The organism is Variovorax sp. KBS0712, from assembly GCF_006323185.2.
Lineage (GTDB): Bacteria > Pseudomonadota > Gammaproteobacteria > Burkholderiales > Burkholderiaceae_C > Variovorax > Variovorax boronicumulans.
Genome location: NZ_VCCD02000001.1, coordinates 1,348,662 through 1,370,822, shown reverse-complemented (window position 1 = coordinate 1,370,822; position 22,161 = coordinate 1,348,662). Strand labels below are relative to the sequence as shown.

At 68.5% G+C, this 22,161-nt stretch carries 28 protein-coding genes; 14 read left to right on the top strand and 14 right to left on the bottom strand.

Features of this window, described 5'->3' with window-relative positions; all coding sequences use genetic code 11:
- Positions 1–5 precede the first annotated feature (5 nt).
- The 8 genes from FFI97_RS06250 (at position 6) to FFI97_RS06215 (ending at position 7,640) form a co-directional block, all read left to right on the top strand.
- A complete protein-coding gene (locus FFI97_RS06250) occupies positions 6–971 on the top strand; it encodes a 5'-methylthioadenosine/S-adenosylhomocysteine nucleosidase (protein WP_260684917.1) in 966 nt (321 codons plus the stop codon).
- Positions 962–1,708, top strand: coding sequence for an alpha/beta fold hydrolase (locus FFI97_RS06245; protein ID WP_260684915.1), 747 nt, complete (start codon positions 962–964; stop codon positions 1,706–1,708). The genes FFI97_RS06250 and FFI97_RS06245 overlap by 10 nt, the downstream gene beginning before the upstream one ends.
- Positions 1,705–3,294, top strand: a complete 1,590-nt coding sequence (locus tag FFI97_RS06240; RefSeq protein ID WP_144004379.1) for an ABC transporter ATP-binding protein — start codon at positions 1,705–1,707, stop codon at positions 3,292–3,294. Before FFI97_RS06245 ends, FFI97_RS06240 begins: the two co-directional genes overlap by 4 nt.
- Positions 3,294–4,358, top strand: a complete 1,065-nt coding sequence (locus FFI97_RS06235; RefSeq protein ID WP_185993634.1) for an ABC transporter permease — start codon at positions 3,294–3,296, stop codon at positions 4,356–4,358. The genes FFI97_RS06240 and FFI97_RS06235 overlap by 1 nt, the downstream gene beginning before the upstream one ends.
- Positions 4,355–5,278, top strand: a complete 924-nt coding sequence (locus FFI97_RS06230) for an ABC transporter permease (protein ID WP_099789232.1) — start codon at positions 4,355–4,357, stop codon at positions 5,276–5,278. Before FFI97_RS06235 ends, FFI97_RS06230 begins: the two co-directional genes overlap by 4 nt.
- A 1-nt stretch (position 5,279) precedes the next feature.
- Positions 5,280–5,750, top strand: coding sequence for a hypothetical protein (locus tag FFI97_RS06225; protein ID WP_409574619.1), 471 nt, complete (start codon positions 5,280–5,282; stop codon positions 5,748–5,750).
- 28 nt (positions 5,751–5,778) lie between these two features.
- On the top strand, positions 5,779–7,059 hold the full coding sequence (locus tag FFI97_RS06220; protein ID WP_139701619.1) for an amidohydrolase family protein: 1,281 nt from the start codon (positions 5,779–5,781) through the stop codon (positions 7,057–7,059).
- Between the two features lie 71 nt (positions 7,060–7,130).
- Complete coding sequence (locus FFI97_RS06215) at positions 7,131–7,640, top strand: DinB family protein (RefSeq protein ID WP_095745365.1); 510 nt, start codon at positions 7,131–7,133, stop codon at positions 7,638–7,640.
- 10 nt (positions 7,641–7,650) lie between these two features.
- On the opposite strand, the gene FFI97_RS06210 is transcribed toward FFI97_RS06215, so the two are convergent.
- The 7 genes from FFI97_RS06210 to FFI97_RS06180 form a co-directional block, all read right to left on the bottom strand.
- Positions 7,651–8,142 carry a RidA family protein gene (locus FFI97_RS06210; protein ID WP_062477794.1) on the bottom strand — a complete coding sequence of 164 codons (492 nt, stop codon included), beginning with the start codon at positions 8,140–8,142 and terminating at the stop codon, positions 7,651–7,653.
- Positions 8,143–8,228: 86 nt separating this feature from the next.
- A complete protein-coding gene (locus tag FFI97_RS06205) occupies positions 8,229–8,549 on the bottom strand; it encodes a non-heme iron oxygenase ferredoxin subunit (RefSeq protein WP_056580656.1) in 321 nt (106 codons plus the stop codon).
- A 16-nt stretch (positions 8,550–8,565) separates the two neighbouring features.
- Complete coding sequence (locus tag FFI97_RS06200) at positions 8,566–9,531, bottom strand: Bug family tripartite tricarboxylate transporter substrate binding protein (RefSeq protein WP_139701620.1); 966 nt, start codon at positions 9,529–9,531, stop codon at positions 8,566–8,568.
- The gene (locus FFI97_RS06195) at positions 9,528–9,896 is read right to left on the bottom strand and encodes a chorismate mutase (protein WP_139701621.1); all 369 of its coding nucleotides are present in this window, start codon (positions 9,894–9,896) and stop codon (positions 9,528–9,530) included. Before FFI97_RS06195 ends, FFI97_RS06200 begins: the two co-directional genes overlap by 4 nt.
- Before the next feature lie 9 nt (positions 9,897–9,905).
- Positions 9,906–10,388: an aromatic-ring-hydroxylating dioxygenase subunit beta gene (locus FFI97_RS06190; protein WP_056580648.1), complete on the bottom strand. Its 483-nt coding sequence runs from the start codon at positions 10,386–10,388 to the stop codon at positions 9,906–9,908.
- Positions 10,385–11,644, bottom strand: a complete 1,260-nt coding sequence (locus FFI97_RS06185; protein WP_139701622.1) for an aromatic ring-hydroxylating dioxygenase subunit alpha — start codon at positions 11,642–11,644, stop codon at positions 10,385–10,387. The genes FFI97_RS06190 and FFI97_RS06185 overlap by 4 nt, the downstream gene beginning before the upstream one ends.
- A gap of 28 nt (positions 11,645–11,672) precedes the next feature.
- Positions 11,673–12,662 carry a 2Fe-2S iron-sulfur cluster-binding protein gene (locus FFI97_RS06180; protein ID WP_139701623.1) on the bottom strand — a complete coding sequence of 330 codons (990 nt, stop codon included), beginning with the start codon at positions 12,660–12,662 and terminating at the stop codon, positions 11,673–11,675.
- A gap of 133 nt (positions 12,663–12,795) precedes the next feature.
- Here FFI97_RS06180 and FFI97_RS06175 point away from each other — a divergent pair, with 133 nt between their 5' ends.
- Complete coding sequence (locus FFI97_RS06175) at positions 12,796–13,716, top strand: LysR family transcriptional regulator (protein WP_062477812.1); 921 nt, start codon at positions 12,796–12,798, stop codon at positions 13,714–13,716.
- On the opposite strand, the gene FFI97_RS06170 is transcribed toward FFI97_RS06175, so the two are convergent.
- A complete protein-coding gene (locus tag FFI97_RS06170; protein ID WP_409574618.1) occupies positions 13,713–14,174 on the bottom strand; it encodes a 2'-5' RNA ligase family protein in 462 nt (153 codons plus the stop codon). The genes FFI97_RS06175 and FFI97_RS06170 overlap by 4 nt on opposite strands.
- Positions 14,175–14,505: 331 nt before the next feature.
- Between FFI97_RS06170 and FFI97_RS06165 the strand changes: the two genes are divergently transcribed.
- Positions 14,506–15,120 (top strand): porin family protein, encoded by a 615-nt coding sequence (locus FFI97_RS06165; protein WP_185993567.1) that lies wholly within the window; start codon positions 14,506–14,508, stop codon positions 15,118–15,120.
- A 61-nt stretch (positions 15,121–15,181) separates the two neighbouring features.
- Here FFI97_RS06165 and guaA read toward each other — a convergent pair whose 3' ends face one another.
- From guaA to guaB, 4 genes are all read right to left on the bottom strand, one after another.
- A complete protein-coding gene (guaA, locus tag FFI97_RS06160) occupies positions 15,182–16,801 on the bottom strand; it encodes a glutamine-hydrolyzing GMP synthase (protein WP_062477832.1) in 1,620 nt (539 codons plus the stop codon).
- Between the two features lie 11 nt (positions 16,802–16,812).
- Positions 16,813–17,247, bottom strand: a complete 435-nt coding sequence (locus FFI97_RS06155; protein ID WP_070060761.1) for a type II toxin-antitoxin system VapC family toxin — start codon at positions 17,245–17,247, stop codon at positions 16,813–16,815.
- Positions 17,244–17,492 (bottom strand): type II toxin-antitoxin system Phd/YefM family antitoxin, encoded by a 249-nt coding sequence (locus FFI97_RS06150; RefSeq protein WP_070060762.1) that lies wholly within the window; start codon positions 17,490–17,492, stop codon positions 17,244–17,246. The genes FFI97_RS06155 and FFI97_RS06150 overlap by 4 nt, the downstream gene beginning before the upstream one ends.
- A 167-nt stretch (positions 17,493–17,659) precedes the next feature.
- Entirely contained in the window at positions 17,660–19,129 is a 1,470-nt protein-coding gene (guaB, locus tag FFI97_RS06145) for an IMP dehydrogenase (protein ID WP_062477841.1), read from the bottom strand.
- A gap of 128 nt (positions 19,130–19,257) precedes the next feature.
- Here guaB and FFI97_RS06140 point away from each other — a divergent pair, with 128 nt between their 5' ends.
- Positions 19,258–19,776 carry a DUF4124 domain-containing protein gene (locus tag FFI97_RS06140; protein WP_139701626.1) on the top strand — a complete coding sequence of 173 codons (519 nt, stop codon included), beginning with the start codon at positions 19,258–19,260 and terminating at the stop codon, positions 19,774–19,776.
- Between the two features lie 31 nt (positions 19,777–19,807).
- Here FFI97_RS06140 and FFI97_RS06135 read toward each other — a convergent pair whose 3' ends face one another.
- Positions 19,808–20,155, bottom strand: coding sequence for an RnfH family protein (locus FFI97_RS06135; protein ID WP_139701627.1), 348 nt, complete (start codon positions 20,153–20,155; stop codon positions 19,808–19,810).
- Complete coding sequence (locus FFI97_RS06130; protein ID WP_062477851.1) at positions 20,155–20,601, bottom strand: type II toxin-antitoxin system RatA family toxin; 447 nt, start codon at positions 20,599–20,601, stop codon at positions 20,155–20,157. Before FFI97_RS06130 ends, FFI97_RS06135 begins: the two co-directional genes overlap by 1 nt.
- Positions 20,602–20,663: 62 nt before the next feature.
- Here FFI97_RS06130 and smpB point away from each other — a divergent pair, with 62 nt between their 5' ends.
- The 3 genes from smpB to FFI97_RS06115 all read left to right on the top strand — a co-directional run bounded on the left by smpB (position 20,664) and on the right by FFI97_RS06115 (position 22,147).
- Positions 20,664–21,140, top strand: coding sequence for an SsrA-binding protein SmpB (gene smpB / locus FFI97_RS06125; protein WP_062477854.1), 477 nt, complete (start codon positions 20,664–20,666; stop codon positions 21,138–21,140).
- Positions 21,141–21,235: 95 nt separating this feature from the next.
- Complete coding sequence (locus FFI97_RS06120) at positions 21,236–21,616, top strand: hypothetical protein (RefSeq protein WP_139701628.1); 381 nt, start codon at positions 21,236–21,238, stop codon at positions 21,614–21,616.
- Positions 21,617–21,640: 24 nt separating this feature from the next.
- Entirely contained in the window at positions 21,641–22,147 is a 507-nt protein-coding gene (locus tag FFI97_RS06115; RefSeq protein WP_139701629.1) for a sigma-70 family RNA polymerase sigma factor, read from the top strand.
- Positions 22,148–22,161: the final 14 nt, after the last annotated feature.

Sequence of the window (22,161 nt, the reverse complement as noted above, 5' to 3'; positions counted from 1 at the left end):
TGCCCATGACGAACACTTCCTCGCTTCTCCAGCGCCTGCGCGGCCCGGTCCTGGCCGCCGCGCTCGGCCTCGTGCTGACGGGCTGCGTCGGCGTCTACAAGTCGGACGTCGTCAGCATCAACAGCAGCACGCGGCTGGACGACACGCCGCGCCTGGCCGTGATCTCGGCCTTCGAGCCCGAGCTCAAGCTGCTGCTCACGCGCCTGCAAGGTCCCCGCAAACACAGCGTGAACGGCGTCGAGTTCACCACCGGCACGCTCGAGGGCAAGCCGGTGGTGCTGTTCCTCTCGGGCATCAGCATGACGAACGCGACCATGAACACGCAGCTCGTGCTCAACCGCTTTCGCGTCACCGGCATCGTGTTCAGCGGCATCGCAGGCGGCGTGAACCCCTCGCTGCACGTGGGCGACGTGACGGTGCCGGCCCAGTGGGGCCAGTACCTCGAGGTGCTCATGGCGCGCGAGACCGCGCCCGGCAAGTACAGTGCGCCGCCCTTCATCACCGACGCCACGCTGCCCAACTTCGGCATGAACTTCCCGCGCCCGGTCGAGGTGCGCTCGGCCGCCAAGCCGGGCATCGAACGCAAGTTCTGGTTCGCGGCCGATCCGAAGATGCTCGAGGTGGCGCGCAGCATCCGCAACGTCGAGCTGGCGAACTGCGGCGCCGGCAAGTGCCTGCCTCGCAAGCCGCAGCTGGTGGTGGGCGGCAACGGCGTGTCGGGCCAGGCCTTCATGGACAACAAGGCCTACCGCGAATACACCTACAAGACCTTCCAGGCCAACGTGCTCGACATGGAAACCGCCGCCGTGGGCATGGTCGCCTACAGCAACGGCGTGCCCTACATCGCCTTCCGCTCGCTCAGCGACCTCGCGGGTGGCGGCGACGGCGAGAACGAGATGGGCACCTTCATGAGCATCGCGGCCGACAACTCGGCCAAGGTCATGCTGGCCTTCCTGGCCGCGTGGAAGTGACGGTGGCGCCCGGGCGCCTGCCTCGTCTTGTCTTGCTGCCGGGCATGGACGGCACCGGCGATCTCTTCGCGCCGCTGGCGCAGGCACTGGGGCCGCAGGCCGCCATCGACGTCGTGCGCTACCCGGGCCGCCAGGTGCTGGGCTACGACGAACTCGAAGCGATGGTGCGCGCGCAACTGCCAACGCATCAGCCCTTCGTGCTGCTCGGCGAATCGTTTTCCGGGCCGCTGGCCATCTCCCTCGCGGCCTCGCGCCCGCCGGGGCTGCGTGGCCTCATCCTGTGCTGCAGCTTCGCGCGCCGGCCCGCGCCCGGCCTGGCGCTGATGCGCGCGGGCCTGCTCGACCTGTCGATGCGCCTGCTGCATTCGAAGCTCATGCGCGCGCCGATGCGGCACCTGCTGCTGGGTGGTTCGGCGTCGCCGCACCTGTCGGACATGCTCCAGGCTTCGCTGAAGCAGGTGTCGGTCGCCGTCATGACCCACCGCATGAAGGAAGTGCAGCGCGTCGACGTGCGCGACAAGCTGCCGCGGGTCGGCGTGCCCGCGATGTACCTGCAGGCGCTGCAGGACCGCGTGGTGCCGCGCCGCGCAGTAGCCGCCATTCAGCGCGGGCTGTCGGCGTTGCACCTGGTGCAGCTCGACGGCCCCCACGGCCTGCTGCAGGCCTCGCCCGCCGCCTCCGCCCGGGCCATCGAGAATTTCTGCCGCGACCTGCCGTCGCAACCTGTGTCCCCATGAACCCCACCGTGCTCCGCCTCCAGGGCATCACCAAGCGCTTCGGCCCGCTCGTGGCCAACGACGCCATCTCTCTCGACCTGCAGGCCGGCGAAGTGCTCGCGCTGCTGGGCGAGAACGGCGCCGGCAAGTCGACGCTGATGTCGATCCTGTTCGGCCACTACGTTGCCGACGAAGGCCGCATCGAAGTCTTCGGCTCGCCCCTGCCGCCCGGCAACCCCAAGGCCGCGCTGGCCGCCGGCGTGGGCATGGTGCACCAGCACTTCACGCTGGCCGACAACCTCAGCGTGCTCGACAACGTGACGATGGGCACCGAGCCGCTGTGGCGCCCGGTCTCGCGCCGTGCGGCGGCCCGCGCGCGCCTGCTCGAGGTCGCGCAGCGCTTCGGCCTGCCGGTGCAGCCCGACGCGACCATCGGCAGCCTCTCGGTCGGCGAACGCCAGCGCGTCGAAATCCTCAAGGCGCTGTACCGCGGCGCGCGCATCCTGATCCTCGACGAGCCCACGGCCGTGCTCACGCCGCAGGAGAGCGAGGCGCTGTTCGCCACGCTCGCACAGATGGTGGCGCAGGGCCTGTCGGTCATCTTCATCAGCCACAAGCTCGGCGAGGTGCTGCGCGTGTCGCAGCGCATCGCGGTGCTGCGCGGCGGCAAGCTCGTGGCCGAGGCGCGCACGGCCGACACCACGCAGGCGCAGCTCGCGCTGTGGATGGTCGGCCACGCAGTCGAGGCGCCGCAGCGCCGGCCCGCGAAATCGGTGGGCGACGCAGTCTGCGTGCTCGACCACGTGAGTACGGCCTCGGCGAAAGACGGCGGGCAGGACCGCTTGCGCGAGGTGTCGCTCACGCTGCGCGCGGGCGAAATCACCGCCATCGCCGGCGTCTCCGGCAACGGCCAGGTCGCGCTGGCCGAGCTGCTGAGCGGCACGCGCCGCGCCGTCTCCGGCAGCGCGCAGTTCATGGGCCGCGCGCTGCCGCCCTCGCCCGCCCGGCTGGTGCAGCGCGGCGTGGCGCGCATTCCCGAAGACCGGCACGCGGTCGGCGTGGTCGGCGACCTGCCGGTGTGGGAGAACGCCGTGTCCGAGCGGCTGCGCAGCCCGGTCTTTTCACGCTGGTCGTTCATCGTCCGGCGTGCAGCCGCGCGGCTGCACGCCCGGCGCATCGAGAAAGCCTTCGACGTGCGCGGCGCCGGCCTGATGTCGCCGGCCCGTTCGCTCTCGGGCGGCAACATGCAGAAACTGATCCTGGGGCGGGCGCTGCTGGCGCCCGAGCAAGTGGAACAAGACACCGACAACAAGAAGTACCCGAACCGCGCCCCGCGCCTCATCGTCGCGCACCAGCCGACCTGGGGGCTGGACATCGGCGCCGTCGCCTATGTGCAGCAGCAGCTCATCGCCGCGCGCGATGCCGGCGCGGCGGTGCTCGTCATTTCCGACGACCTCGACGAAGTGCTCGCGCTCGGCGACCGCGTGGCCGTGATGCACGGCGGCCACCTCGGCGAAGCGCGACCGGCCGCGGCCTGGACGCGCGAGGCCATCGGCCTGGCGATGGCCGGAGCCACGGCGCCACAACGCCCGGGAGCCGCCGCATGATGCGCCTCGAACGACGCCACGAAAGCTCGCGCGCCGCGCTGGTGCTGGCCCCCATCGGCGCGGTCGTGTTCACGCTGCTGGTGAGCGCGCTGCTCGTGCGCTGGGCCGGCGCGCCGGTCGGGCGCACCTACGCGCTGCTGCTGCAGGGCGGCTTCGGCTCGGTGTTCGCATGGAGCGAGACGCTGACGCGGGCCATTCCACTCATCCTCACCGGCCTGGCCGCCACGGTCGCGTTCAAGGCGCGGCTCTTCAACATCGGCGCCGAGGGGCAGCTGTTCGCGGGCGCGCTGGCCGCCGTGGCCGTGGGCGGCATGCACGGCGGCACCGGCTTCGAACTCTCACCCTGGCTGCTGTTCCCGCTGATGATGCTGGCCGCTGCGGTGGCCGGCGCGCTGATGCTGCTCGGCCCGGCGCTCATGAAGAACAAGCTCGGCGTCGACGAAGTGGTCACGACGCTGCTCATCAACTTCATCGTGCTGCTGGGCGTGTCGGCGCTGCTCGACGGGCCGATGAAAGACCCGACTGCGATGGGCTGGCCGCAGAGCGTGTCGCTGCAGTCCGATCTCGAACTGGGCAAGCTCATCGCGCAGACGCGCGTGCACACCGGGCTGCTGTGGGCCGTGTCGCTCGCGGTGATCGTGTGGGCGATCTTCAAGTACACGGTGCTGGGCTTCGACATCCGCGCGGTGGGCGCCAATGCGCGCGCCGCCGCCTTCGCCGGCGTGCCGGTGACGCGCACGGTGGTCATGGTGGCGCTGCTCTCGGGCGCGCTGGCCGGGCTGGCCGGCGCCATCGAGGTGGCGGGCCGCACGAGCTACGTCACGCTCGACATGTCGCCGGGCTACGGCTACACGGGCATCGTGATCGCGATGCTCGCCGGCCTGCACCCGCTGGGCGTGATCGCTGCCGGCGTGTTCGTGGCCGGCGTGCTGGTCGGCGCCGACACCATGAGCCGCGCCGTGGGCGTGCCGACCTACATCGCCGACGTGATCGTCGCGGCCTCGCTGATCGCGGTGCTGGTGGCCACGCTGCTCACGCAATACCGCGTGCGGGTGACGAAATGACCGACCTGCTCGACATTCTTTCCAACCCCGCCTTCTGGGTCGCGGTGCTGCGCATCGCCACGCCGCTCATCCTGGGCACGCTGGGCGTGCTGCTGTGCGAGCGCGCGGGCGTGCTCAACCTCGGCATCGAAGGGATCATGGTCGCGGGCGCCTTCACCGGCTGGCTCGCGGTGTACGCCGGCGCGCCGCTGTGGGCCGGCGTCGGCGTGGCCGCGCTCACGGGCATGGTGTTCGGATTGCTGCACGCCTTTTTGACCGTCGGGCTCGCGCTGTCGCAGCACGTCTCGGGGCTGGGCATCACGCTCTTGGCCACGGCGCTGAGCTACTTCGGCTACCGCGTGAGCTTTCCGAAGGTGAACACGCCGCCGACCATCACGCCCTTCGCGCCGATGGACTGGCTGCCCGTGCCCATCCTCAACGCGCAGACCGCGCTCACGCTGTTCGCGCTGCTGCTGGTGCCGGCCGTGGCCTGGGTGCTGTACCGCACGCCGCTCGGCCTGGCGCTGCGCATGGTCGGCGAGAACCCGCAGGCGGCCGAGAGCCAGGGCGTGTCGGTCGCGGCCACGCGCACCGGCGCCATCGTGGCGGGCTCGGCGCTGATGGGCGTGGCCGGCGCCTTCCTCACGCTGTCGGCCTTCAACGCCTTCTTCTTCAACATGGTGAACGGGCGCGGCTGGATCTGCGTGGCGCTGGTGGTGTTCGCCTCGTGGCGGCCCGGCAAGGCCCTGCTTGGCGCGTTGCTGTTCGCGTTCTTCGACGCGCTGCAGCTGCGGCTGCAACAATCGGGCGATGCCGTGCTGCCTTACCAGCTGTACCTGATGCTGCCCTACCTGCTGTCGATCCTGGCGCTGGTGCTGGTGGCGCGCAAGGCCAGCTATCCGCAGGCGCTGATGAAACCCTACCGCAAGGGAGAACGCTGACATGCCGATGACGCGGCCCCGCCTCCGTCGCCTGCTGGCCACCGCGCTGCTCGCCCTGGCCGGCGGCGGCGCCCACGCACTCGGCGCCGACTACGGCCCCGAGCGCTTCGCCACCCACGACGCCGTCACCTGGGTGCAGACCTGCGGCACCTGGGGCACCGACCACCGCGGCACCTACCGCGTGGTCCACGCCGAAGCCTTCGCGCAGTCGTTCCTCTACGTGCAGTGGATGGCGCGCGGCGAGGCCGACCGCAGCTACAGCCTGTATGCCGTGCACACGACCGCCATCGCCGAGCTCGACAACGACCACGCGGAAATCTCCCTGAGCGAACTCACCTGCCGCGCCACGCCGCGCGGCATCGTGGTGACGGCCAAGGCCGACTCGGGCCACGACGACAAGCTGCGCCGCGTGACCATCGAGGTCGGGCCGGCCGCAGGGCAATACCGCTTCCGCGCGCAGCGCACGCGCTGAGCGCCCCTCGAAAAAAAACACCCCACCGATGCTCGACCTCCTCATCACCAACGCCACCCTCCCCGACGGCCGCACCGGCATGTCGGTCGCCGTGCAGGACGGCCGCATCGCCGAGGTCACGCCCGGCCTGGCCGCGCCCGCGCACGAGACGCTCGACGCCCATGGCCTGCTGCTCGCGCCGCATTTCGTCGACCCGCATTTCCACATGGACGCCACGCTGAGCTACGGCCAGCCGCGCGTCAACCAGAGCGGCACGCTGCTCGAAGGCATCGCGCTGTGGGGCGAGCTCAAGCCGCTGCTCACGGCCGACGCGCTCATCGAACGTGCGCTCGCGTATTGCGACTGGGCCGTGGCGAAGGGCCTGCTGGCGATCCGCTCGCACGTGGACACCAGCGACCCCAGCCTGCTCGCGGTCGATGCGCTGCTCGAGGTGAAGCGCCAGGTGGCGCCCTACATCGACCTGCAGCTGGTGGCCTTTCCGCAGGATGGCGTGCTGCGCTCGCCGGGCGGCGTCGACAACCTCACGCGCGCGCTCGACAAGGGCGTGGACGTGGTCGGCGGCATTCCGCATTTCGAGCGCACCATGGCCGACGGCGCGGCCAGCGTGAAGCTGCTGTGCGAGCTGGCCGCCGAGCGCGGCAAGCTGGTCGACATGCACTGCGACGAGTCCGACGACCCGCTCTCGCGCCACATCGAGACCCTGGCCGCCGAGACGCTGCGCCTGGGCCTGCAAGGCCGCGTGACGGGCTCGCACTGCACCTCGATGCACTCGATGGACAACTACTACGTGAGCAAGCTGCTGCCGCTGATCGCCGAGAGCGGCGTGAGCGTGGTGTCGAACCCGCTTATCAACATTACGCTGCAGGGCCGCCACGACAGCTACCCCAAGCGCCGCGGCATGACGCGCGTGCCCGAACTGCTGGCGGCCGGCGTGAACGTCGCCTTCGGCCACGACTGCGTGATGGACCCGTGGTACGGCATGGGCTCGGGCGACATGCTCGAGGTGGCCCACATGGGCCTGCACGTGGCGCAGATGACCAGCCAGGCCGGCATCCACCAGTGCTTCGAGGCCGTGACCACGCGCGCGGCGCGCGTGATGCACCTGGACGGCTACGGCCTGGAGGCCGGCTGCGACGCCAGCTTCGTGCTGCTGCAGGCGCGCGACCCGGTCGAGGCCATCCGACTGCGCGCGACGCGGCTCAAGGTGTTCCGCAAGGGCCGGCTGCTGGCCGAGACGCCCGCGGCCACCGCCGCGCTGCACCTGCCGGGGCGCGGCGACCGCACGCGCTGGATGCTCGGCGAGCGCTGACCCGGCGGCGGCTGGACAGGCGCCGCGCCTGCCGCGAACATCCGGGTTCCCCGATGACAAGGACACCCGACATGAGCGCCCCACCCCTGCTGCGCACGCTGTTCCAGTACCACGCTTGGGCCAACGACGAGCTGCTGGACCGCATGGCCAGCCTCGACCCCGTACAGCACGCCGACGCCCGGCATGCCGCGATCCGCGTGGTCAACCATGCCCATGTGGTGAACCGGATCTTCGCGGGCCACCTCACGGGCACGCCGCACGGTTTCACCGACGACAACACGCCCGAAACGCCCACGCTGGCCGACCTGCGCGCGGCCGTGGCCGAGTCCGACCGCTGGTACCTCGCCTACCTGGACACGCTCACGCCGGCGCTGCTGGCCGAGCCGCTGCCCTTCGTGTTCACCGACGGCGACAAGGGCCGGATGACGCGCGAAGAGATGCTGGCCCACGTCGTGACGCACAACGGCTACCACCGGGGCGAAGCCGGCCGGCTGCTGGCGCAATGCGCGGTGCGCCCGCCGCGCGACACGCTGGCGGTGCACCTGCACCGCAGCGAACCCGCGCGCCGCGAACGCGGCTGACGCAGTCGATTCAGGCTGCGTGGGTGGTCGCGACAGTCATCTCGACCTCGACCGTCGCGTTCTTCGGCAGCGCATAGACGCCGACCGCCGTGCGCACATGCACGCCGGCCTCGCCGAACACGCGGTGCAGCAGGTCGGACGCGGCATCGGCCACCTCGCTTTGCTGCGTGAAGTCGGCCGTGCACTGCACGAACACGCCGACACGCAGCACCTTCTCGACCGCATCGAGCGAGCCGAGGGCGCGGCGCAGCAACGCGAGGCTGCGCAGCGCGCAGATCTGGGCGCCTTCGCGCGCGGTGTCGAGCGACACGGCATCGCCCACGCGGCCGGTGACGACCACGGTGGTGCCCACGCGCGGCACCTGGCCGCTGAGGTAGACGGTGCGGCCATCGCGCACCAGCGGCACGTAGTGGCCGCCGGCCAGGATCTCGCCGTCGAAGCGATGGCCCAGTTCGGCGGCAATCAGGTCGGCGATCTGGTCGCGGCTGTGTGGTTCTGTCATCGGATGTCCAGGAAAACGGGCCTCGATTGTCGCCAACCGTTCGGGCGCGAACAGAGACAGATTGCCCCCGCCGGAGGCAGAACAGTTCAGCCTTCGAACGCCAGGAACACCCGCCCGCCCTCGATCTTCACCGGGTAGGTGCGCAGGTCTTCCGTGAGCGGCGCGCACATGGCCTTGCCGCTGCGCACGTCGAAACGGCCCTGGTGCAGCGGGCATTCGATCTCGTGGCCTTCGAGAAAACCGTCGCACAGCCGCGCATGGCCGTGCGTGCAGATGTTGTCGGTGGCGTGGATGCCGTCGTCGGTGCCGTACAGCGCGATGTCGCGCCCCTGCACCTCGATGCCGACCACGTCGTCGGCGGGAACGTCGTCGACCGCCGCGGCGTCGACCCAGGTCATCGTGCTCATCGTGTGCTCCCTTTTCTCAATCGGGCTTGAGGCCGGCGCGGTCGATCACCGGCTTCCAGCGGCGCAGCTCCTCGTCCATGAACTTCGACAGGCCTTCGGGCGTGCTGCCCACGGGGTCGAAGTACGCGGTCTGCAGGCGCTTGACCGTGTCGGGGTCTTTCAGCGTCGCGGCAATCTCGCGGCTCATGCGCTGCACCACGTCGTTCGGCGTGCCCTTGGGCGCCATGTAGGCGAACCATGGCACGGCCTGGATGTCGGGCAGGCCCGACTCACGCAACGTCGGCAGCTCGGGCAGCAATGCCGAACGCTCGGCCGACGTGACGGCCAGCGCCTTCAGGCGGCCGGCCTTGGCCTGCGGCATCACCGTGACCGGCGGCAGGCAGGCGTACTGCACGTCGCCCTGCACGATGGCCGTCACGGCCTGGCCCGACGAGGCGTACGGGATGTGCACCGCGAACGACTGCGTCTTGGCCTTGATGAGCTCCACGCCCAGGTGCGAGATCGAGCCGTTGCCGGTCGAGGCGAAGTTGAACTTGCCGGGGTTCTTCTTCATCGCGGCCAGCCAGCCCTTGACCGAATCGACGCCCATCGAATTGGAGACCGCGCAGACGTTCGGCGTGGTCGCGGCGAGCGACACGGGCACGAGGTCCTTGAACGGTTCGTACGGCAGGTTCTTGTAGAGGATGGTGTTGTAGACCAGTGGCGCGTTCACCGACAGCAGGAAGGTGTAGCCGTCGGGCTGCGCCTTCGAGACCGCGTCGGTGCCGCTGTTGCCGCCCGCGCCGGGCTTGTTCTCGACGATGAGCGGCTGGCCGATGCGCGCCGCGAGCTTGTCGTTGACGATGCGCGCGAGGATGTCGGGCGACGAGCCCGCCGCGAACGGCACCACGATGCGCACGGGGCGCTGCGGCCATTCCTGCGCATGGGCGGCCGCGGCCAGGGCCACGGCGGTGAGTGCGACGAAGAGGCGTGCGCGCGTCATGGCTGCACCTCCACCTCGACCATGCCCAAATGGTCCTGCTGCTCGCGCGCGATGAAGCCCGCGATGAGCGCGCGGTAGGCGGCCTCGACCACCTCGGGGTAGGCGCCCTCCTTCTCGGCGAGCGCCTTCACCTTGTCGATCACTTCCTGCTGGCGCTGCGGCGCCGACACCTGAAAGGCGTCGCGCTTGAAGCGCGCGGCGTCCTTCACGTAGCGGCCGCGCTCGGCCAGCAGCGCGACGATCTGGCGGTCGAGCCGGTCGATGTTCTCGCGCACCTCGGCAAGGTTGGCGCACAGCGGCACGTAGGCCGGGTCGGTGAAGCGGCGCAACGGGGCACCGTGGGTCTCTGGTTCTTTTTCTGTCATGGCTCGGTTTCAGATGGGGTAGATGATGGAGTTCGGGATCATTTCGCTGTCGAACACGCACAGGCGCGACGCGAACTTGAGGCCCTCGGGGGTCTGCACGACCTTGTCGATGTAGCGCCCGACATTGAACACGGTCGACGGCCCGTCGAGCTTGGTGCGGAACACCGCGTAGTTGGCCTCGCTGTGGATGGTGCCGTCGTCGTCGACGCGGTGCACCAGCGGCAGGCCCACCACGTGGCGCTGGTAGTACGGGTCGTGGAACAGCGTCTCCTTGATGCCGTAGACGCGGTCTTCGAGCATGCCCCGGCTTTCGAACGAGAGCGTGGCCAGCGGCAGCCCGCGTTCGTGGTTCTCGCGCGGCTGCAGGCGGTAGCTGCACTGCTCGGTGAAGAACGCGGGCCACAGGTCCCAGTCGCCCGAATCGACGGCGTGCGCATACGCCGCATACAGGCGCGACAGGTCGAGGTAGGTGGCGGTGTCGAGCGTGCTCATGCGGCCTCCATCACTTCACGCCAGTAGCGGTACATGCCGCGGATCAGCGTCTCGGTCACCATGTGGTCAGTGTTCTCGACCTCGCGCCCGCCGAGCTCGGCCAGCGTGCGGTGGTAGGGCTTCTGCTCGAAGCCTTCCTGCGAGAACTCGATCACCTCACCGTCGTCGGCCGACACGAAACCCGCCGGCCCGAACAGGTTGGCCTGGCGCAGGCGGCGCTGCGTCATCTCGGGCGTGTCGCCCTCGAAGCCGAAATGCGTCCAGACGAAATCGAAGGCGTCATGGCCCACGGGCTGGATGTGGCGCGTCGACACGCTGTTGACCTGCTGCTGCAGGATGAGGCTGGGAAACAGCGTCATCATCACCGCCGTCGGCCCGCCCCACCAGGGCTCGGGCACGATGTCCAGAAAGCGCGGGTCCTTGAGCTGCATGCTTTCCTTGAAGCTCGACACCTGTGTCACCTGCGCAGCCTTGCCGGCGCTGCCGCGCGTGGAGATCATGGCGGCGTGACGGCCGCGTGCGTCCATCTTCAGCTCCGACTTGTTGTCGGCGCGCCAGAGCCCGAAGGTCACGAACCAGGTGTGCAGCAGGCCCGGGTGGTACGGGTCCTTGATGTTCTCCTGCATGAGCTTCCAGTTGCCCGGAATGCGCTGGCGGCTGTAGCCCAGGATGGTGAGCTTGCGGCCGTCGAACAGACGATCGAAGTAATGCAGGATGTCGGGGCCGAGAAAATCTTCGAACGATTCGATGTCATGGTCGAACGACGCGAACACCACGCCGCCGCGCGACGCGACCTTGAGCTTGTTCAGGCCGTGGTCTTCGGTCTTGAAATCGGCCGGCATGCCACCGTGCACCTTGCCATCCTGCTTCACGCCACGGCGGAACGGCACGCCCTGCAGGTCGCCCTTGAGCGTGTAGTTCCACTGGTGATACGGGCAGACGAACTCTTTCTTGTTGCCATGGCGCTCGCGGCAGAACTGCATGCCGCGGTGGGCGCAGACGTTCTCGAACACGTGGATGGCGCCTTCTTCGTCGCGCGACAGGATGACCGAGCGCTCGCCGATGGCGGTGCGCTTGAAGTCGCCCGGGTTCGGGATCTCGGCTTCGAGGCCGACATAGCACCAGTGCTTGTCGTAGAAAAAGCGCTGCAGCTCCTTCTTGTGCAGCGCCTCGTCGGTGTAGGCCATGAAGGGAATGCGGCTGGTCTTCTCGCTCTCCCAGCGCAGCTCGATGGGGAAGACGGCTGGCGTGGTCATCGGGTCTCCTTTTCTCTTGTTCGGTTCTTCAGGTGCCTTGCAGGTAGAAGGCATCGGCATGCGTCTGCTCGGGCGCCAGGCCGTGCGCCTGCACCAGCCGGCTCGCGGCCTCCACCATCGGCGGCGAGCCGCAAAGGTAGGCGCGCCAGCCTTCGAGCCCCGCAGGCAGGTCGGCGCGGATCGCGTCGGTGATGAGCCCCAGCCGCTGGCCGTCGCGCGCGGGGCCGGCGACCACCACGACGTGCACCTTCAGGCCGGGGTGCTGCGCCTGCAATTCACGCAGCTCGGGCAGGCCGTACACGTCGGCATCGGAACGCACGCCGAGGTAAAGGTGGATCGGCTGCATCAGCCCCGCCGCGACCGCGCCGCGCACGATCGACAGGATGGGCGCGAGCCCCGTGCCGCCCGCCGCGCAGAGCATCGGCCCGCGGTGCTTGGTGCGCAGGTAGGCGGTGCCCAGCGGGCCGCTCACGCGCACGGTGTCGCCCACGCGCAGCTGTTCGAAGATGTGGGCCGTGACGCGGCCGCCCGGCACGCGGCGCACGTGGAATTCGAGCTCCGCGTCGCGGCTCAGCCCGGCCATCGAGTACGGCCGTGCCAGCTCGGGGCCGAACTGCAGCTGCGCGTACTGGCCCGGCGAGAACGCCAGCGGCTTGTTGGGCTTGAGGCGCAGGCGGCGGATGTCGTGCGTGAGCACGTCGATGCCCGTGACCGTGGCCTTGAGGACGCGCGCCGGGTGCACCACCACCTCGTCGGGCTCGGGAATCTCGATGGTGCAGCTTTCGGTCAGCGTGCTCTGGCAGGCCAGCACGTAGCGCTCGCCCTGCCCGTCGGGCCGGATCGCGTCCTGGCCGCCGTCGAGCAGCTGGCCCGACACCACCTTGCAGCGGCAGGTGCCGCAGCGCCCCGACATGCAGCTGTACGACACCGGCACCTGGTGCTCGCGCAGCACCTCGAGCAGGTTCGCGCCGGGGCGGACCTCGAGGGTGCGGGCAAGGGGGTGAATGTGCAGGTCCATCGTCGGGCTCTCCTTTTCTCGCGCCGGCGGCAGGGCCGGCTTGTCTCTGGGCACGGATGATGCGCGGCCCTTGTCGATTGACCAATAGAATCTGGTGAATCGGCTGTATCACCAGCATGAATAAAGGTGCGCCATGCAACTCAAGGACATCGACCTCAACCTGCTGCTGGTGTTCGACCGCATGCTGGCCGAGAAGCGCGTGTCGGCCGTGGCCGAGTCGCTGGGCCTGTCGCAGCCCGCCATCAGCAACGCGCTGGCGCGCCTGCGCAAGCTGCTGGGCGACGAGCTTTTTCTGCGCACCGCACGCGGCATGGAGCCCACGCCCTTCGCGCTGCAGCTGGCCGAGCCGGTGGCCTACGCCATGGGCGCGCTGCACACGGCGCTCAACCAGCAGGTGGTGTTCGACCCCGCCACGAGCACGCGCAGCTTCACGCTCGCCATGACCGACATCGGCGAGATCTACTTCACGCCGCGCCTCATGGAAACGCTCTCGGCCGCCGCGCCGGGCGTGACCATCAGCACGCTGCGCAACAACACCGCGACCCACCTGCGCGACGACCTGGAGGCCGGCCATGTCGACATCGCCATCGGCCTGCTGCCGCAGCTCAAGTCGGGCGTGTTCCAGCGCCGGCTGTTCCTGCAGCGTTATGTGTGCCTGTTCGCGGGTACGCACCCGCTGGCGCGCAAGCGCAGCGTCTCACTGAAGGACTTCAGCGCAGCGGACCACGTGCAGGTGCAGGCCGCCGGCACGGGCCACGGCAAGGCCGACGACGTGATGGCGGCGCAGGGCATCCAGCGCCGCATCCGGCTCAAGGTGCCGCACTTCGTGGCCATCGGCCACATCCTGCAGTCGAGCGAGATGATCGCGACCGTGCCCGAGCGGCTGGCGCGCAGCATCGCCGAGCCCTTCGGCCTGGTGTGGCGACCGCACCCGGTGGCGCTGCCGCAGATCGCGATCAACCTGTTCTGGCACGCGAAGGTGCACCGCGACCCGGGCAACCAGTGGCTGCGCGGGCTGCTGTTCGATACGTTTGCCGATCAGGACGGCGCCTAGGCGGCCACCTCGGCGGGCCAGCGGCCCAGCACCTCGTGCACGCCCTCGCCCACGTGGCTGTCGATGAGCACCAGCGAATGGGCGGACCACCGGGCGGGCGCTTCGAGCGCGTGCTTTTCGAGCTTGCGCCGCGCATAGGCGACGGTCATGTGCGGCGTGAACGCGCGCGAGGGCTTCAGGCCGACATCGGCCAGCGCCTCGCCCAGGCGCTGCCTGAACGCGCGCAACGCCGCAACGTTGGCCTCGTCGTCGGCGCACAGCACCAGCGCGCCTTTGGCGTAGCTCATGGACTTTTCGAAAACGACATCGAGCGCCGGCACGGACACCGCGGCGGCCGCGGTCGATGCCTGGGCCACCTTGTCGGCCGGCACCTGGTCGTGGTTGCCGAGGTCGAACAACGTGACATGCAGGCGCTGCGCCTCGACCACCGTGCCCTTCAGGGCGTGTTGGGAGTTCATGCGCGCACCGAGCGCGGCGATCGTTTCGGCGTCTTGCGGGGCGGGAAGCAGTGCGAAGAAAAGCGAGTGCGGCAGCGGCGCCTTGCGAGGGGCCTGGGTGCCGCGAGGCCGCGGCAGGGGCCGCGGCGGGGGATCGATTCCGGGAAGAAGAAGCTGGGCTGACATGTGTCGATCATCGCCCATGGCAAGGGCCCTTCATGAGGCCTTCAGCAAACGCGAAGCTCGTCTTCAGCTTGGTTTTTGAGAATCGTCGAACGGTGGCGGCAAGGCGAACAACGACACGCCGTTCATCCACGCATTCATTCAATCGATCAACCAACAGGATTTCATCTTGACGAAAACGCAAGCCCGCCTCGCACTCGCAGCTCTCTGGCTCGGCACCGCCTCCATCGGCGCCTTCGCCGCCGGTCTCGACAAGGACACCGGGCTGTATGTCGGCGGCGCCATCGGCCGCTCCAGCTACAGCCTGTCGTCCTCGAAAAACGCCCCCGTGCCCGTGCCATGGGGCGGCAAGAAGGCCGACAAGAGCGGCACGTCGTACAAGCTGTATGGCGGCTATCGCCTGACCGAGCACTTCGGCGTGGAAGCCGGCTACGCCCGCCTCGGCAGCGTGAGCCAATGGAGCTCGGCCTACGGCGGCTCCAGGCTGCAGACCGGCACCGGCCAGGTCTTCTACGCGGCCGCCACCGCCCGCATGCCGCTGGGCGACGCCTTCGCCCTCAACGGCCGCCTCGGCGTGGCACGCGGACGCATCTCCGGCGACAACAAGTGGGCCCCGGCCAACCAGCGCCTTTCGGGCAGCGGCACGGGTCTGATGGTCGGTGTCGGCGCCGAGTACCGCATGACGCAGAACCTCGCGATCACGGCCGACTACGACTACTTCGGCAAGCTGTCGAAGCAGGCCAAGGGCGGGATGTTCACGGTGGGGTTGAAGGCGAGCTTCTGATCATCGGGTCACCCGCCAAAGAAGAAAGGCGCCTTGCGGCGCCTTTCTTCTTTTCAGGAACTCATTCCCACTCGATCGTCGCCGGCGGCTTGCTCGACACGTCGTAGGTCACGCGGTTGATGCCGCGCACCTCGTTGATGATGCGGCCCGACACCTTCTTGAGCAGCGCGTACGGCAGCTCGGCCCAGTCGGCGGTCATGAAGTCGCTGGTCTGCACGGCGCGCAGCGCGACGACGTAGTCGTAGGTACGGCCGTCGCCCATCACGCCCACGCTCTTCACGGGCAGGAACACGGTGAAGGCCTGGCTCGTGAGGTCGTACCAGGTCTTGCCGGTCTCGGCGTCGGTGAAGTTGCGCAGCTCTTCAATGAAGATCGCGTCGGCGCGGCGCAGCAGGTCGGCGTATTCCTTCTTCACTTCGCCCAGGATGCGCACGCCCAGGCCCGGGCCAGGGAACGGGTGGCGGTACACCATCTCGGGCGGCAGGCCCAGCGCCACGCCGAGTTCGCGGACTTCGTCCTTGAACAGGTCGCGCAGCGGTTCGAGCAGCTTCAGGCCCAGCTGCTCGGGCAGGCCGCCCACGTTGTGGTGGCTCTTGATGGTGACGGCCTTCTTGCTCTTGGCGCCGCCCGACTCGATGACGTCGGGGTAGATGGTGCCTTGCGCCAGGAAGGTCGCGCCCTTGTGGCCGCCGTCGCCCGCCTTGAGCTTCGCGGCTTCCTGCTTGAACACGGTGACGAACTCGCCGCCGATGATCTTGCGCTTGGCTTCGGGATCGCTCACGCCGGCGAGCTTGCCCAGGAACAGGTCGCTGGCATCGACACGAATGACTTTCGCGTGCAGCTTGCCTTCGAACATTTCCATGACCATGTCGCCTTCGTTCAGGCGCAGCAGGCCGTGGTCGACGAACACGCAGGTGAGCTGGTCGCCGATGGCGCGGTGGATGAGCGCGGCGGCCACGCTCGAATCGACACCGCCTGACAGGCCCAGGATGACCTCTTCGTCGCCCACCTGCTCGCGGATCTTCTGCACGGCTTCGGCGATGTGGTCGCGCATGACCCAGTCGGGCTTGGCTTCGCAGATGCCGAGCACGAAGCGGTCGATGATGGCCTTGCCCTGCACGGTGTGCGTGACTTCGGGGTGGAACTGCAGCGCGTAGTAGCGGCGCGCCTCGTCGGCCATGCCGGCGATGGGGCAGCTGTCGGTGCTGGCCATGAGCTTGAAGCCGGGCGGCAGCTCGGTGACCTTGTCGCCGTGGCTCATCCACACGTTGAGCATGCCGAAGCCCTCGGGCGTGGTGAAGTCGGCGATGTCCTTCAGCAGCGCGGTGTGGCCATGGGCGCGCACGGCCGCGAAGCCGAACTCGCGCTTGTGGCCGCCTTCGACCTTGCCGCCGAGCTGGTGCGCCATGGTCTGCATGCCGTAGCAGATGCCGAGCACGGGAATGCCGAGGTCGAACACAGCTTGCGGGCACTTGTCGGTGGTCTCTTCGTACACGCTGGCGTGGCTGCCCGAGAGGATCACGCCCTTGAGGTGGCCGTCGGCGGCGTATTCGCGCACCCACTCGTCGGTGACGTCGCAGGGATGCACTTCGCTGAGCACATGCGCTTCGCGCACGCGGCGTGCGATGAGCTGGGTGACTTGCGAGCCGAAGTCGAGGATGAGGATCTTGTCGTGTTGCATGGCGAAAGGACTCAGAGCGTTGAAATGTCGAACAGCTTGACGCCCGCGTGCGGCGCCGCCTGGATGAGGTGCTCGTCGAAGGTGGCGAGCGGAAGGTTGAGCGATTTGGCGAGCCAGAGGTAGCCCGCATCGTAGAGCGAGACACCCGCGTCGATGGCCACGGCGAGCACGGCCTTGTGCTGGGCCGGCGCAAGGTCGTGCAGCTCCACGCGGTGGCGGATGGCATCGAGCACGCTCCACAAGCCCTCGACGGCCGATGCCGGGATGCGGCCGCTGCGCACGCCGTTGGCGAGGATGTTGGCGCACTCCCATTGCCAGGCATTGGGCGCCTGCGGCTCGACCTCGTCGCGGCGGATGGCGGCGTAGAGCCTGCGGGTGTGTTCGCTGGCCTGGTCGGGCAGCAGCCAGGCGGCGGTGACCGAGGCGTCCATGACGAAGGCGGTCATGGCTGGCGTCCCTGGTCCAGGAGCTCGCGGGTCGTGGGGCCGGGCTGGATGGTGGCGTGCAGCGCGTCGATCTGCCCGAGCTCGCGGGCGATCTGCTCGTCGGTGATGACGGGCTTGCGGCGCACCGGCAGCATGCGCACGACTTCCTTGCCGTGGCGGGTGATGCGAACCTCCTCGCCCTTTTCGACCAGGTCGATCAGGGCCGAGAAGTTGTTCTTGGCTTCAGCGATGCCGATGGATTGCATTTGGGCCAGAAAATTTGAATCTGGCCCGAATTCTAAACCGAGTCTGGCCTGACTTTCAAGGTCTGGCCAGATTGGGCTTCAGGCCGGCGCCGGGCCGCCCCAAGGCGGCCTGCGGCCCCCTTGGGGGGCAGCGCCCCACACGCAGTGGGGGCGCGTGGGGGCCACATTTACTCAGCGCGGTAGTTCGGCGCTTCCTTCGTGATCTGCACGTCGTGGACGTGGCTCTCACGGATGCCGGCCGTGGTGATCTCCACGAACTCAGCCTTGTTCTGCATGTCCTCGATGGTCGCGCAGCCGCAGTAGCCCATGCTGGCACGCACACCGCCGGCCATCTGGTAGACGATGGAGACGATCGAGCCCTTGTAGGGCACGCGGCCTTCGATGCCTTCGGGCACGAGCTTGTCGGTGTTGGGGTTGCCGGTGGTCGATTCCTGGAAGTACCGATCGGCACTGCCCTGCTGCATCGCACCGATGGAGCCCATGCCGCGGTAGCTCTTGTAGCTGCGGCCCTGGTACAGCACGATTTCGCCCGGCGCCTCTTCGGTGCCGGCGAACATGCTGCCCATCATCACGGTGCTGGCGCCTGCGGCGATCGCCTTGGCGATGTCGCCCGAGTAGCGCACGCCGCCGTCGGAGATCAGCGGAATGCCCGTGCCCTGCAGCGCGGTGGCGACGCTGTCGACCGCCATGATCTGCGGCACGCCCACGCCAGCGACGATGCGGGTGGTGCAGATGGAGCCCGGGCCGATGCCGACTTTGACGGCATCGGCGCCGGCGTCGGCCAGTGCGCGTGCGGCGTCGCCGGTGGCGATGTTGCCGCCGATGACGTCGACCTGCGGATAGTTCTTCTTGACCCAGCGCACGCGCTCGATCACGCCGGCGCTGTGGCCGTGGGCCGTGTCGACCACGATGGCGTCGACGCCGGCCTTCACCAGGGCTTCGACGCGCTCTTCGGTGCCGTCACCCACGCCGACCGCCGCGCCCACGCGCAGGCGGCCGTTGGCGTCGCGTGCGGCGTTGGGGAAGCTGGTCTGCTTGGTGATGTCCTTGACGGTGATGAGGCCCTTGAGCTCCCAGTCGCCGTTGATGACCAGCAGGCGCTCGAGCTTGTGCTTGTTCAGCAGCGCCTTGGCCTCGGCCAGCGTGGTGCCGTCGGGCACGGTGATGAGCCGGTCGCGCTGCGTCATGATTTCGCTGACGGGCACGTCGTAGCGGTTCTCGAAGCGCAGGTCGCGCCCCGTGACGATGCCGACGACCTTGCCGCCGTCGATCACCGGGAAGCCCGAGATGCCGAGCTGGTCGGACAGTGCCATCACCTGGCGCACGGAGTGCGTCGGCGTGATCACCACCGGGTCGCGCAAAACACCGGACTCGTAGCGCTTGACGCGGGCCACTTCGGCGGCCTGCTGCTGCGCGGTGAGGTTCTTGTGCACGATGCCGATGCCACCTTCCTGCGCGATGGCGATCGCGAGGCGGGCTTCGGTCACGGTGTCCATGGCCGCCGAGACGAGCGGCAGGTTCAGCGTGATGTTGCGGGAGAACTTGGTGGCGAGAGACGTGTCCTTGGGCAGGACTTGGGAGAATGCTGGCACCAACAACACGTCGTCGAAGGTGAGCGCTTTGCCGAGAAGGCGCATGGGTGAGGCTCCAAAAGACGGATTGTAACGAGGCCCTCGCCCGCTTCGCCGGCGCGGGTTCTTTTTGACCGTTGCAAAACCGCCTATTCCGGATGTTGCAAAAAGTAAGGCCCAGCTAAACTCCGCGCATGAATCTCCTGCATTGGCTGGTACTGGGTTGCGCGTGCGCGCTGCCGCTCTCGGCGAGCGCGCAATGGCAATGGGTCGACAACAGCGGCAAGAAGGTCTTCAGCGACCAGCCGCCGCCCACCGACATCCCCGAGAAGAACATCCTGCGCCGTGCCGGCCCCTCGCCATCGGCCCGGGCGCCCGCTCCGGTCACGCCAGCCCCCGAGGGAAGCAGCGAGACGACAGCGGCGGCGCCCAAGGCTGCGCCGCCCAAGCCCACGGGCGTGGACAAGGAACTCGAGGAAAAGACCAAGAAGGCCGAGGCCGAGCAGAAGGCCAAGGAAGCGGCCGAGGCCGCGAAGATCGCCAAGGCCAAGGCCGACAACTGCGCCCGTGCGCGCGAGAACAAGAACACCATCGACAGCGGCATCCGCATCGCCAAGGTCAATGCCAAGGGCGAGCGCGAGTTCATGGACGACGCCGCTCGTGCCGACGCGCAAAAGCGCGCTCAAACGGTCATCGACAGCGACTGCAAGTAAGCCGCTGACCCGGCCGGCCAGTGCAGGCTGCTCAGTAGCCGTCCTTGCCACCCTTGCGCTTGTTCGCGAACAGGCCCGTGCCGCGCGCGCCTTGCCGCTGGAAGCGTTCACGGCGCGCCACCTTCGGATCGACCGTGAGCGGACGGCACAGCTCGATGCGGTCGCCGTCCTTCAACGGCTGCTCCCACGCCACCGCCCGGCCCCAGATGCCCGGCGTCATGGCATGCCGCCAGTCCAGGTCGGGAAAGCGCTGCATGAGATCGCTGGCCTTCACCGCCTCGGCCACCGCGGTGCCGGGCGCGAGCTGCAGGACCTGCTCGAACACCTCGCGCGCCGCCGGCGAACAGCTCAGCGTGACCTCGATGCGGCTGTCGGCCATCAGCCTTCGCCGTAGACCTGTTCGGCGCGCTTGACGAAGGCCTCGACCAGGCTCGATGCGATGGTGTCGAACACCGGCCCCACCAGCGCCTGCAGCGCGAAGTTGCTGAAGCCGTAGCTCATCTGCAGTTCGACGCGGCAGGCGCGTTCGCCCTGCTCGCCCACGGGATGGAATTTCCAGGTGCCGTCGAGGTTGGAGAACGGCCCGTCGACCAGCTTCAGCTGCACCTCGCGGCCTGCGATGTGCGTGTTGCGGGTGGTGAAACTCTGGTGCAGCCCGGCGAAGGCCAGGCCGACTTCGGCGGTCATGCCGCCCTCGTCCTGCTCGATGACGCGCGACTTGTCGCACCAGGGCAGGAACTGCGGGTACTTCGCCACATCGGTGACGAGCGCGTACATTTCTTCGGCGCTGTACCAGATGAGGACGGACTTGTGGACTGTTTTCATAGAATCGGCACAGCGTGCGCGACGGATTGTATTGAAGCCATGCGCCCCCAACTTCTCGAGCCATGGCCACCAAGAAACAAGACACCTCCTCCCGCATCGCCGACAACAAGAAGGCCGCCTACAACTATTTCTTCGAAGAACGCTTCGAGGCCGGCATGGTCCTCGAGGGGTGGGAAGTCAAGTCGCTGCGCGAAGGCAAGGTGCAGCTGACCGACGGCTACGTGGTGATCCGCGACGGCGAGCTGTTCGTGGTCGGCTGCCAGATCAACCCGCTCAAGAGCGCCTCGACGCACGTCAATCCTGATTCGGTCCGCACCAAGAAGTTGCTGCTGCACAAGGAAGAGATCAAGCGCCTCGTCGGCAAGGTCGAGCAAAAGGGCTACACGCTGGTGCCGCTGAACCTGCACTGGAAGGCCGGCAAGGTGAAGTGCGAGATCGCGCTCGCCAAGGGCAAGGCCGAGCACGACAAGCGCGACACCATCAAGGACCGCGAAGGCAAGCGCGAAGTCGAGCGCGCGATGAAGAGCCGCAACCGCTGATTTTTCTTTTTTTGGGCGGCATGGAATAAAACGCGCTCTGCGGGCGTTTGTGCGGTGTCATCGATCCTCGATGCCATCAACCCAGGAGTCTTTCCATGTCGCCTCTTCGCATGTCTTCCGTCGGCATCGCCGCCGCACTGCTCGGCAGCCTGCTCGCCCTCCCCGCGTTCGCCCAGCCCAAGGCCGCCGATGGCGCGCTGGTCGGTGCGAACGGCATGACGCTCTACACCTTCGACAAGGACACGGCCGGCAGCGGCAAGTCGGCCTGCAACGGCGGCTGTGCCACCAACTGGCCACCCTTCATGGCAGCCGACAGCGACAAGCCGAGCGGCGACTTCACCATCGTCACGCGCGACGACGGCAAGAAGCAATGGGCCGCCAAGGGCTGGCCGCTGTACTACTGGGTGAAGGACACCAAGCCGGGCGGCAAGACCGGCGACGGCGTCAACGGCACCTGGAAAACCGCCAAGCCCTGAGTCGGACAGGCTCCCGGCCCGCCCATGGACGCCCGCCTGCTGGTCGAGCACATCCCGAGCCTGCGCCGCTATGCGCGCGCGCTCACGGGCAATGCCTGGGCGGCCGACGACCTGGTGCAGGACACGCTCGAGCGCGCCTGCGGCAAGTGGCGGCTCTGGGTGGTGGGCACCGACCTGCGCGCCTGGCTCTTCACGGTCATGCACAACCTCTTCGCCAGCCAGGTGCGGCGCCGGCCGCCGCCGCATGCAGTCGTGCCGCTGGAGGATGTAGCGCCCGAGCAGCTGCAGGGCGGCGTCGATCCGGGCCTGGGCCTCGACCTGCAGCGCTGCCTGATGCAGCTGCCCGAGGAGCAACGCGCCGTGCTGCTGCTTGTGACGCTCGAAGACCTGTCCTACGCCGAGGTGGCGAAGGTGCTCGGCATCCCGATCGGCACCGTGATGTCGCGCCTCTCGCGCGCCCGCCTTCGCCTGCAGGAACTGATGGACGGCGCCACCGCGTCCAGCCGCCCCGGCCTGCGCCGCCTCAAGTGATTTGAAGCACCCCG

Excerpts from the sequence above, each read along its gene's own strand:
- FFI97_RS06250 (WP_260684917.1), top strand. The coding sequence starts at position 6 with ATGACGAACACTTCCTCGCTTCTCCAGCGCCTGCGCGGCCCGGTCCTG.
- FFI97_RS06240 (WP_144004379.1), top strand. The coding sequence starts at position 1,705 with ATGAACCCCACCGTGCTCCGCCTCCAGGGCATCACCAAGCGCTTCGGC.
- FFI97_RS06235 (WP_185993634.1), top strand. The coding sequence starts at position 3,294 with ATGCGCCTCGAACGACGCCACGAAAGCTCGCGCGCCGCGCTGGTGCTG.
- FFI97_RS06230 (WP_099789232.1), top strand. The coding sequence starts at position 4,355 with ATGACCGACCTGCTCGACATTCTTTCCAACCCCGCCTTCTGGGTCGCG.
- FFI97_RS06225 (WP_409574619.1), top strand. The coding sequence starts at position 5,280 with ATGCCGATGACGCGGCCCCGCCTCCGTCGCCTGCTGGCCACCGCGCTG.
- FFI97_RS06220 (WP_139701619.1), top strand. The coding sequence starts at position 5,779 with ATGCTCGACCTCCTCATCACCAACGCCACCCTCCCCGACGGCCGCACC.
- FFI97_RS06215 (WP_095745365.1), top strand. The coding sequence starts at position 7,131 with ATGAGCGCCCCACCCCTGCTGCGCACGCTGTTCCAGTACCACGCTTGG.
- FFI97_RS06210 (WP_062477794.1), bottom strand. The coding sequence starts at position 8,142 with ATGACAGAACCACACAGCCGCGACCAGATCGCCGACCTGATTGCCGCC.
- FFI97_RS06205 (WP_056580656.1), bottom strand. The coding sequence starts at position 8,549 with ATGAGCACGATGACCTGGGTCGACGCCGCGGCGGTCGACGACGTTCCC.
- FFI97_RS06200 (WP_139701620.1), bottom strand. The coding sequence starts at position 9,531 with ATGACGCGCGCACGCCTCTTCGTCGCACTCACCGCCGTGGCCCTGGCC.
- FFI97_RS06195 (WP_139701621.1), bottom strand. The coding sequence starts at position 9,896 with ATGACAGAAAAAGAACCAGAGACCCACGGTGCCCCGTTGCGCCGCTTC.
- FFI97_RS06190 (WP_056580648.1), bottom strand. The coding sequence starts at position 10,388 with ATGAGCACGCTCGACACCGCCACCTACCTCGACCTGTCGCGCCTGTAT.
- FFI97_RS06185 (WP_139701622.1), bottom strand. The coding sequence starts at position 11,644 with ATGACCACGCCAGCCGTCTTCCCCATCGAGCTGCGCTGGGAGAGCGAG.
- FFI97_RS06180 (WP_139701623.1), bottom strand. The coding sequence starts at position 12,662 with ATGGACCTGCACATTCACCCCCTTGCCCGCACCCTCGAGGTCCGCCCC.
- FFI97_RS06175 (WP_062477812.1), top strand. The coding sequence starts at position 12,796 with ATGCAACTCAAGGACATCGACCTCAACCTGCTGCTGGTGTTCGACCGC.
- FFI97_RS06170 (WP_409574618.1), bottom strand. The coding sequence starts at position 14,174 with ATGAACTCCCAACACGCCCTGAAGGGCACGGTGGTCGAGGCGCAGCGC.
- guaA (WP_062477832.1), bottom strand. The coding sequence starts at position 16,801 with ATGCAACACGACAAGATCCTCATCCTCGACTTCGGCTCGCAAGTCACC.
- FFI97_RS06155 (WP_070060761.1), bottom strand. The coding sequence starts at position 17,247 with ATGACCGCCTTCGTCATGGACGCCTCGGTCACCGCCGCCTGGCTGCTG.
- FFI97_RS06150 (WP_070060762.1), bottom strand. The coding sequence starts at position 17,492 with ATGCAATCCATCGGCATCGCTGAAGCCAAGAACAACTTCTCGGCCCTG.
- guaB (WP_062477841.1), bottom strand. The coding sequence starts at position 19,129 with ATGCGCCTTCTCGGCAAAGCGCTCACCTTCGACGACGTGTTGTTGGTG.
- FFI97_RS06140 (WP_139701626.1), top strand. The coding sequence starts at position 19,258 with ATGAATCTCCTGCATTGGCTGGTACTGGGTTGCGCGTGCGCGCTGCCG.
- FFI97_RS06135 (WP_139701627.1), bottom strand. The coding sequence starts at position 20,155 with ATGGCCGACAGCCGCATCGAGGTCACGCTGAGCTGTTCGCCGGCGGCG.
- FFI97_RS06130 (WP_062477851.1), bottom strand. The coding sequence starts at position 20,601 with ATGAAAACAGTCCACAAGTCCGTCCTCATCTGGTACAGCGCCGAAGAA.
- smpB (WP_062477854.1), top strand. The coding sequence starts at position 20,664 with ATGGCCACCAAGAAACAAGACACCTCCTCCCGCATCGCCGACAACAAG.
- FFI97_RS06120 (WP_139701628.1), top strand. The coding sequence starts at position 21,236 with ATGTCGCCTCTTCGCATGTCTTCCGTCGGCATCGCCGCCGCACTGCTC.
- FFI97_RS06115 (WP_139701629.1), top strand. The coding sequence starts at position 21,641 with ATGGACGCCCGCCTGCTGGTCGAGCACATCCCGAGCCTGCGCCGCTAT.